The organism is Synechococcus sp. EJ6-Ellesmere (assembly GCF_024345875.1).
In the GTDB taxonomy this organism is placed as follows: Bacteria; Cyanobacteriota; Cyanobacteriia; order PCC-6307; family Cyanobiaceae; genus Regnicoccus_A; species Regnicoccus_A antarcticus.
Genome location: NZ_JAGQBY010000018.1, coordinates 20,548 through 29,088, shown reverse-complemented (window position 1 = coordinate 29,088; position 8,541 = coordinate 20,548). Strand labels below are relative to the sequence as shown.

Below are 8,541 nucleotides of genomic sequence, written 5' to 3'. Positions count from 1 at the left end.
GTGCCGGCGCAGGGTCCTTCTCCGCCAAGGAACAACTCGCTGGGATTCGTCACCTCTGCCAGGCCCCGGTCGCGCATCTCGAACACCCCCAGTTCGTGGGTGGCACCGAAGCGATTCTTGACGGCCCTCAGCAGGCGGTGGCTGGCGAAGCGGTCGCCCTCGAAGGTGAGCACAGCATCCACCAGATGCTCAAGCACCTTGGGCCCCGCCAGCATCCCCTCCTTGGTCACGTGGCCCACCAGCAACAGGGCTGTGTCCTGGCGCTTGGCCAGCCGCTGCAGGGCTGCGGCGCAATCTCTGACCTGGGAGACCGAGCCCGGGGCGCTGCTCAGCTCGGCGTCATGGAGGGCCTGGATGCTGTCGATGATCGCCACCGCCGGGCGCAGCGCCTCGAGCTCCTGGAGCACCAGCTCCAGATCGGTTTCGGCCAGCAACTGCAGTCCGGCCTGGTCGCTTGCCCCCTCCGCTCCCTCCTCCGGGCCCAGGCGCCGCCAGCGCAGCTTCACCTGCTGGGCCGACTCCTCGGCACTCACATAGAGCACCGAGCAGGCCTCCGCCAGGGCCCGCGCGCTCTGCAGCAGCAGCGTCGACTTGCCGATGCCGGGATCCCCGCCCACCAGCACCAGCGATCCGGGCACCAGGCCACCCCCGAGGACCCGATCCAGCTCAGGGAAGCCCGTGGCGAGACGCCGCAGCGGGCGTTCGCCCACGGTCTGGATCGGCTCGGAACGCCGCGCCCGGGGAGCGGCGCCATCCGCTGGGGGAGAGGGTGCGGCGCGCCGACGGCGGCCATCAGCAGCGGGGTTGCTCTGCTCCACCAGGCTGTTCCAGCTGCCGCACCCGGGGCAGCGGCCGAAGAACTGACGGGATTGGGCTCCACAGCTCTGGCAGGCGTAGAAAGGAGTGGAACGTCCCAAGGAGGTTTGTGACGAATGGTGGCTTTGGGTGAACTTTCGGGTGCTCGCGCCTTTTCAGTAGTCGGAGATTTTGTAACCGTGCCGGCCACACGATGACGGTTTCCAGTTCAGCCAAGGAGACCATCCTGGTCGTCGACGACGAAGCCAGCATCAGGCGGATCCTGGACACCCGCCTTTCGATGATCGGCTATCAGGTGGTCACGGCCTCCGACGGCGTCGAGGCCCTCGAGGCGTTTCGTCAGTCGAGTCCGGACCTGGTGGTGCTCGACGTGATGATGCCCAAGCTTGATGGCTACGGGGTCTGCCAGGAGCTGCGCAAGGAATCGGATGTGCCGATTGTGATGCTCACCGCCCTGGGCGATGTGGCCGACCGCATCACCGGCCTGGAGCTGGGGGCCGATGACTACGTCGTCAAGCCTTTCAGCCCCAAGGAACTGGAGGCCCGCATCCGCTGCGTCCTGCGCAGGGTGGAGAAGGACCCGGTGGTGGGGATCCCCAACTCCGGAGTCATCCAGGTGGGGGAGCTGCGCATCGACACCAACAAGCGTCAGGTGTACCGGGGGGAGGAGCGCATCCGCCTCACCGGCATGGAATTCAGCTTGCTGGAGCTGCTGGTGAGCCGCTCGGGTGAACCCTTCAGCCGCGGCGAAATCCTCAAGGAGGTCTGGGGCTACACACCCGAGCGCCATGTGGACACCCGGGTGGTGGATGTCCACATCTCCCGGTTGCGCTCCAAGTTGGAGGATGATCCAGCTAATCCCGAGCTGATCCTCACGGCACGCGGCACGGGATACCTGTTCCAGCGCATCGTGGAAGCCGTTGCCTCCGAAGGAACCTGATCTCGACTCTCGCTCCGCCAGGCGTGCCAAGCCCAGCCGGGCCATTCGTCGGCTGGTGATCTGGTACCGCCGCAATGCGGCGGTCACCTCCATTGTGGGCACGGCCACGTCCTCCGCCAGCACGGCAGCGTCGGCAGCGGCCTCGGCAGCAGGGTCGGTGGCCGGCAGCATGGCCTCCACGGCCGGCTCGGTCCTCAACCCGCTGGTGATCGATCCCCTGCGCTGGCTACAGCAGAGTGGCGGTGAGGAACTGGCGGCCATCAACCGCGGCGAGCGCCTCTGGGTGGCCGTCGACGGCATGGGCGGTGACCACGCCCCCGGACCGATCCTGGAGGGTTGCCTCAGGGCGGTGCAGATCCTGCCCGTACGCATCCGCTTCGTGGCCGAAACTGCTGCTGTGGAGGCGGTGGTCCCTCAGCTGGGCCTGGGCGAACTGCTGCGGGAGGCGATCCAGCGGGGCCTGATCGAGCTGGTGCCCAGTGGCCCGTCCGTGGGCATGGACGACGAGGCCACGGTGGTGCGGCGCAAGCGCGACGCCAGCATCAACCTGGCCATGGACCTGGTGAAGCGGGGTGAGGCCACCGCGATCTATTCCGCTGGCAACTCCGGGGCCGTGATGGCCTCGGCCATCTTCCGGCTGGGGCGCCTCAAGGGCATCGACCGGCCGGCCATCGGCGCCCTCTTTCCCACCAAGGATCCGTCCCAGCAGGTGCTGGTGCTCGATGTGGGCGCCAACATGGACTGCAAACCGGGCTACCTGCACCAGTTCGCCCTGCTGGGAAGCATCTACAGCCGCGATGTGCTCGGGGTGGCCCGGCCGAGCGTCGGTCTGCTCAACATCGGCGAGGAGGAGTGCAAGGGGAACGAGCTCACGCTCAAGGCCTTTCCCCTGCTGGCGGCTGAGCGAAGGATCAGTTTCAAGGGCAACTGTGAAGGCCGCGATGTGCTCTCAGGCGCCTTCGATGTGGTCGTCTGCGATGGCTACACCGGCAACGTGCTGCTCAAGTTCCTGGAATCGGTGGGCAGCGTGCTGCTTGATGTGTTGCGGGCGGAATTGCCCCGCGGCCGCCGCGGCAAGGTGGGTTCGGCTTTCCTGCGCAGCAATCTGATCAGGATCAAGAAGCGCCTCGACCATGCCGAGCACGGCGGTGCCCTGCTGCTGGGCGTGAATGGCGTCTGCGTGATCGGCCATGGCAGCAGCAAGGCCCTCTCGGTGGTCAGTGCCCTGCGCATCGCCCACCTGGCCGCCAGCCATGGGGTCATGGACGACCTGCACCGGCTCAGTGCCCAGGAAGAGACCGCAACGGCCTGTGGTTGACTCAGCCCCACTGAGGACTGAGACGGTGTCGCTCCGCCGGATGGGCGCAGGCATTGCACTGGTGGGTAGCGTGAGCGCCCTTCAGCCGGTCAGCGTCTGCAATGAGCAGCTCAGCAGCCGGGTCGACACCAACGACGCCTGGATCCGCAGCCGCACCGGCATCGCCGCCCGCCGGATCGCCGGTCCCGGCGAAACCCTCACCAGCCTGGCCACCGCTGCCGCCCAGGCCGCCCTGGAGCAGGCCGGCTGGGACGCGGAGGATCTCGACCTGATCCTGCTGGCCACGTCCAGCCCGGATGATCTGTTCGGCACCGCCCCCCGGGTGCAGGGGGCCATTGGTGCCAGGCAGGCGGCGGCCTTCGATCTCACCGCCGCCTGCAGCGGCTTTCTCTTTGCCCTGATCACCGCCGGCCAGTACATCCGGGGGGGGACGGTGGGGCGGGCCCTGGTGATCGGAGCCGATCAGCTCAGCCGCTGGATCGACTGGGATGACCGCAGCACCTGCGTGCTCTTCGGTGACGGTGCCGCCGCGGTGGCGGTGGAGGCCTGCGAGGAGCCGCGCAACGGCCTGCTGGGCTTCAAGATGCACTCCGATGGTCGCCGGGCCGACTGCCTGTCCCTGCGCCAGCGCGACGATCACGTCCCCCTGCTGGAGGGTCACTCGAGCCAGAAAGGCGGCTTCGAGACCATCCACATGAATGGCCAGGAGGTCTACAAATTCGCCGTGCGGGAGGTACCGGCGGTGCTGCAGGAACTGCTGAACAGCACCGGCACGACCGCTGAGCAGCTCGACTGGCTGCTGCTGCACCAGGCCAACCAGCGCATCCTCGATGCGGTCGCTGACCGCTTCGCCATCCCCCATGAGCGGGTGCTCAGCAACCTGGCCCGCTACGGCAACACCTCCGCCGCCACCATCCCGCTGATGCTGGATGAGGCGGTCAGGGATGGCCGGGTGCGCCCGGGTGATCTGATCGCCAGCAGCGGCTTCGGGGCCGGACTCAGCTGGGGTGCGGCCCTGCTGCGCTGGGGTGGCCCCGGCGGCGCGCGGGCGCCCGCTGCCCCCGGCTGACCCGCACCGCCGTAATCTCCAGCCGGTTCGAGCGCGTGTCGCCATGGGGATTGCCTGGGTGTTTCCCGGTCAGGGCTCACAGAAAGCCGGCATGGCCAGCGGTGTGCTGGAGCTCGCGGGAGCCCGCGAGCGCTTCGCCGCCGCCTCCGAGCTGCTGGGCCGCGACCTGCTGGCGATCTGTGCCGGCGAGGCGAGCGAGGGTCAGGGGCAGCCGAACGATCTGGGCGACACCCGCAACACCCAGCCTGCCCTGTTCGTGCTGGAAAGCCTGCTGGTGGATGGTCTCAAGGCCCAGGGCCGCCAGGCCGATCTGGTGGCCGGCCACAGCCTCGGGGAACTGGTGGCTCTCTACGCCGCGGATGTCTTCGACTTCAGCACCGGCCTGGAGCTGATGCGCCGCCGCAGCGAGCTGATGGCCGCAGCCGGAGGCGGGGCGATGACCGCGGTGATGGGCTTCGAGCGCAGCGAACTGGAGGCCCTGGTGGAGGCCAGCGAGGGCGTGGTGATCGCCAACGACAACAGCGCAGCCCAGGTGGTGATCTCAGGCCTGCCGGAAGCCGTGGCCGCCGTGGCCGACCAGCTCTCCTGCAAACGGGCCATCCCCCTGGCGGTCTCCGGGGCCTTTCACTCCCCATTCATGGCCGATGCGGCCGCTGCCTTCGCCGCCCTGCTGGAGGAGGTGCCCTTCGCCGATGCCAGCATCCCGGTGCTGAGCAACACCGATCCGACCCCCACCAGCCACGGGGCCGAGCTCAAGCAGCGGCTGCAGCGGCAGATGGTGAGCGGAGTGCGCTGGCGCGAAACCATGGATCAGCTGGCGGCCCACGGGATCGACACCGTGGTGGAGATCGGCCCTGGCAACGTGCTCAGTGGTCTGATCAAACGCAGCCTGAGCGGAGTCACCACTGCCCAGATCGGCAGCGCCGCCGACCTGGGCCTGTGAGCGACACCGGGGAGGGCCTCCCGGCCAGCGGGCCGATCACACCCCGCCGCCGCGGCCTGCGCCGCCGCAGAAGCAGGGCTGAGCCCCCAGCGCTGCTCACGCCCAGGCCGAGCCTCACCTACCGCCTGATCAGCTACCTGCTGGTGTTTCCGGTATTCCGGCTGCTGTTCAGGGGCCGCACCAGCGGCAATGACCGGGTGCCCTTGGATGGGGCCCTGGTGGTGGTCGCGAACCATGGCTCCCATCTCGACCCGCCCCTGCTGGGGCACGCCCTGGGGCGTCCGGTGGCCTTCATGGCCAAGGCCGAACTGTTCCGGGTGCCCCTGCTGGGGCCCATCATCCGGGCCTGCGGGGCCTATCCCGTCTCCCGTGGCGCCAGCGACCGGGAGGCCATCCGCATCGCCACCGACCGCCTGCTCGAGGGCTGGGCCACCGGCGTGTTCATCGACGGCACCCGCCAGCCGGATGGGCGCGTGAATCAGCCGCAGCCAGGGGCCGCCCTGCTGGCGGCCCGGTCGGGGGCTTCCCTGCTGCCCGTGGCGATCATCAACAGCCACCGGGCCCTCGGCACGGGGCAGAGCACCCCAAGACTGGTGCCGATCCACATCCGTATCGGCCAGATCATCCCCCCACCCGCCTCCCGTCGCCGCGTCGACCTGCTGGCCACCACTGCCGCCTGTCAGGAGCAGATCAACGCACTCCTTGATCAGGGTCTGCTGGCCCCAGCGCGGGCCCCAGCCGCCCTGCCGCCCACGAGCGAAGATCCCGACCGGTGAGCACCCAGGCGGCGGCCCTGAGGCCATCGCCCCAGACCTTGCGGCGCCCCTCCGGCAGGCAGCGGTCTCCGCAGGGCACCGACACCGGGGTGAGGTGGATTCCCCTGCTGCCGGCCACGATCCGTCCCACCAGCAGGGCGCGGTCCATGTGATCGCTGCTGGTGACCAGCAGCACATGGTGGATGCCCAGACGCTTGAGATCATCCACCACCGTGGTGAAGTTGCCGAGGGTGTCGCGGGCGCGGTAGTCCAGACGAAACTGGCGGCGATCGAGCCCTTCCTGGCTGAACAGCCATTGGGCGTATTCGGGATTGCTGCCACCACTCACCAGCAGGGGCAGCCCGTCTCGGTGAGCCAGCCGGCCGGCCAGCTTCTCCCGCTCGATATCGCCACCCAGCACCAGGATCAACTGGGGATGACCGAGGCTGGGCAGCAGCAGTCCGCGGCCCACCACGATCAGAGCGCCGGCCAGCAGCGCCATCACCAGCAGCCGTCGCATCAGGGCTGGGGCACCGGACTGGTGGGATACAGGGGCAGCACGTTGGCCCAGGGAGCCGCCGATCCCGCCACCGCCGCCAGCCCACTCAGGCGCAGCAACTGCTCCACGTCGGCCGCCGGATCGACCCGCGCCTCCAGGCGAGCGCCTGGAGGCAGATCGTCCAGCTGTCCGTACAAGCGCGGGGCCTCCCGCTCGGCGATTCCCCCCAGTGCCCACTCGTCCACGGCGTAGCAACCCGCCACGATGCCGCGACGGGGAAGCTCCTGCAACAGCCAGAAGGGCTGATCGCCCACCTCGGCCCGCTGACGCAGGCGGTGGGCGATCAGCAGGAAACTGCTGAATCCATCCAGAGGCAGCGCCAGCTGCTGGGCCAGGGTGCGGGCGAAGACCACGGTCACTCGGGTGCCGGTGAACCCGCCCGGACCGGTGGCCACGGCCAGGCGCCCCAGCTCGCACCACTGATGGGCGGGCAGCAGCTGCTCGACGCAGGCCAGCAGGTCGTTGGAGAGCCGCCGACCCAGGGGATGGCTGTTGATGCGGGGGCTTTGCGCGGCCTGGGCCGAAGCTTGAAAGAAAGGCGCCAGGGGGGCGAGACCCAGCCCCAGAACCTCGCTGGTGCTGTGCAGCGCCAGCAGCCAGGACGGGGTGACAGCGCTCATGCCGGCACCACTTCACCCGGGCGCAGGCGGCTCCAGCGGCCCGGGTCGCGCTGGAAGCTGCCGCAGGCCCTCACGTCCCACTCCACCCCCACCTGATCCCCCTCCAGGCTGATCACCTGCACGTGGATGCGGGGAGACGTGGGGCAGAGATCCGGATCCGCGCTGAGGTGCTCCACACCGTGCTGCTTCTCCACCGCGTGATAGGCCTGACAGCGCTCCACCCAGTGGCAGTCGACGCAGATGCACATGCCGCCGGGGCCCTCCAATTCCCCCATTCTGAAGTGGCCCTGCGCCCCTGAGGGGCGCAGGGCTGCCGCCACTGCCGTCCTGCGCCAGGCCCTGGGCATCGAGAGCTGGCCGTTGCCCCCGGACTCCTTCCCCAGCGGTACAGCCCTGGTGGGCGGCGCCGTGCGCGATGGGCTGCTGGGGCGCCTGGGACCTCAGCCCGACCTGGACCTGGTGGTACCCGGGGACGCCATCACCCTCTGCAACAGGCTGAGCCGCCGCCACGGCGGCAGCGTCGTGGTTCTCGATGCCGAGCGCTCCATCGCCCGGCTGGTGCTGCGCGGCTGGAGCCTGGACCTGGCCCGCCAGGTGGGGGACGACCTGGAGAGCGATCTCTGGAGGCGAGATTTCAGGCTGAATGCCCTGGCCCTGCCGCTGCTGCCAGGGTCCGAGCTGCTCGATCCCACCGGTGGCCTGGAGGATCTGGTGAGGGGAGAGCTGGTTGCGGTGCGGGAAGCCAACCTGCTCGACGATCCGCTGCGCATGCTGCGCGGGGTGCGCCTGGCCGCGGAGCTGGGCTTCCGCCTGGAGCCGCGCACCCGTGGCTGGATCGAGCGCCACCACGGCCATATCAGCCAGGTGGCTCCGGAGCGGGTGCTGCAGGAACTGGAGAAGCTGGCGCAGGCCCCCGGCGGGGGGACGGGCCTGGAGGAGGCTCTCAGCTGCGGCCTGCTCGATCCCTGGCGCTCGATCGGCCCGGAGCCGCTCTGGGGACAAGGTGTTTGGCTGGAGCTGGCGCTGACCCCCGGAGAAGCGGCCCGGGCCCTGCCCCTGGCCCGTCTGGCGCGGGTGCTCGATGCGCCGGCCCTAGAGCGATTGCGCAGCAGCCGTCAGCTGCAGCAGCGTTGCGGGCTGTTGCGCCGCTGGCTACTGCGGCTGCTGGAGGGCGCCGAGGGTGCCGCCTCCGGCCTGCAGCGCCTGAGCGAAGCGGAGCGGCTGAGACTGCATCAGCAGCTGGAGGCGGATCTTCCGGCCCTGCTGCTGTTTTTTCCAGCCTCCCTGGCGAAGGAATGGCTAACGCGCTGGCGTAATCCCCACGATCCGTTGTTTCATCCCCGTCCACCGATCGATGGCGGCAGTCTGCAGGAGCACCTGGGGCTGAGCCCGTCCCGGCGGCTGGGGGAGCTGCTCGCCCATCTCACGCTCGAAGCCGCCTATGGCCGGATTCAGGACCGGCAAGAGGCTCTGCGCCACGCCCGACTCTGGCTGGAGCGAACCCCGGCATGATTTACTGAA

Annotated in this window: 10 protein-coding genes; 6 read left to right on the top strand and 4 right to left on the bottom strand. The window is 69.4% G+C overall.

The genetic code is table 11. From position 1 onward, the window contains the following. Positions 1-917: AAA family ATPase (locus KBY78_RS03460; RefSeq protein ID WP_255142367.1), on the bottom strand; the 917-nt coding region annotated here is incomplete at its 3' end. 92 nt (positions 918-1,009) lie between these two features. Here KBY78_RS03460 and rpaB point away from each other — a divergent pair. Genes rpaB through KBY78_RS03435 form a run of 5 tightly spaced genes read left to right on the top strand, consistent with a single transcriptional unit; the run spans position 1,010 to position 5,862 of the window. Next, positions 1,010-1,756, top strand: a complete 747-nt coding sequence (gene rpaB, locus KBY78_RS03455) for a response regulator transcription factor RpaB (RefSeq protein WP_006172253.1) — start codon at positions 1,010-1,012, stop codon at positions 1,754-1,756. After that, the gene (gene plsX, locus KBY78_RS03450) at positions 1,737-3,074 is read left to right on the top strand and encodes a phosphate acyltransferase PlsX (protein ID WP_255142366.1); all 1,338 of its coding nucleotides are present in this window, start codon (positions 1,737-1,739) and stop codon (positions 3,072-3,074) included. The genes rpaB and plsX overlap by 20 nt, the downstream gene beginning before the upstream one ends. Positions 3,075-3,114: 40 nt before the next feature. After that, entirely contained in the window at positions 3,115-4,143 is a 1,029-nt protein-coding gene (locus tag KBY78_RS03445) for a beta-ketoacyl-ACP synthase III (RefSeq protein ID WP_255142370.1), read from the top strand. Between the two features lie 43 nt (positions 4,144-4,186). Continuing rightward, on the top strand, positions 4,187-5,086 hold the full coding sequence (gene fabD, locus KBY78_RS03440; RefSeq protein WP_255142364.1) for an ACP S-malonyltransferase: 900 nt from the start codon (positions 4,187-4,189) through the stop codon (positions 5,084-5,086). 56 nt (positions 5,087-5,142) lie between these two features. Continuing rightward, positions 5,143-5,862 (top strand): 1-acyl-sn-glycerol-3-phosphate acyltransferase, encoded by a 720-nt coding sequence (locus KBY78_RS03435; protein WP_037981220.1) that lies wholly within the window; start codon positions 5,143-5,145, stop codon positions 5,860-5,862. On the opposite strand, the gene KBY78_RS03430 is transcribed toward KBY78_RS03435, so the two are convergent. Genes KBY78_RS03430 through KBY78_RS03420 form a run of 3 tightly spaced genes read right to left on the bottom strand, consistent with a single transcriptional unit; the run spans position 5,777 to position 7,268 of the window. Next, positions 5,777-6,361 carry a YdcF family protein gene (locus tag KBY78_RS03430; RefSeq protein ID WP_255142360.1) on the bottom strand — a complete coding sequence of 195 codons (585 nt, stop codon included), beginning with the start codon at positions 6,359-6,361 and terminating at the stop codon, positions 5,777-5,779. The two genes, KBY78_RS03435 and KBY78_RS03430, sit on opposite strands and share 86 nt — an antisense overlap. Further along, positions 6,361-7,020 (bottom strand): tRNA (adenosine(37)-N6)-threonylcarbamoyltransferase complex dimerization subunit type 1 TsaB, encoded by a 660-nt coding sequence (tsaB, locus tag KBY78_RS03425; protein WP_255142359.1) that lies wholly within the window; start codon positions 7,018-7,020, stop codon positions 6,361-6,363. Before tsaB ends, KBY78_RS03430 begins: the two co-directional genes overlap by 1 nt. Then, positions 7,017-7,268: a Ycf34 family protein gene (locus tag KBY78_RS03420; RefSeq protein ID WP_255142358.1), complete on the bottom strand. Its 252-nt coding sequence runs from the start codon at positions 7,266-7,268 to the stop codon at positions 7,017-7,019. The genes tsaB and KBY78_RS03420 overlap by 4 nt, the downstream gene beginning before the upstream one ends. On the opposite strand from KBY78_RS03420, the gene KBY78_RS03415 reads away from it, so the two are divergent. Next, complete coding sequence (locus tag KBY78_RS03415; protein ID WP_255142357.1) at positions 7,267-8,532, top strand: CCA tRNA nucleotidyltransferase; 1,266 nt, start codon at positions 7,267-7,269, stop codon at positions 8,530-8,532. The genes KBY78_RS03420 and KBY78_RS03415 overlap by 2 nt on opposite strands. The last annotated feature ends 9 nt before the right edge of the window (positions 8,533-8,541 follow it).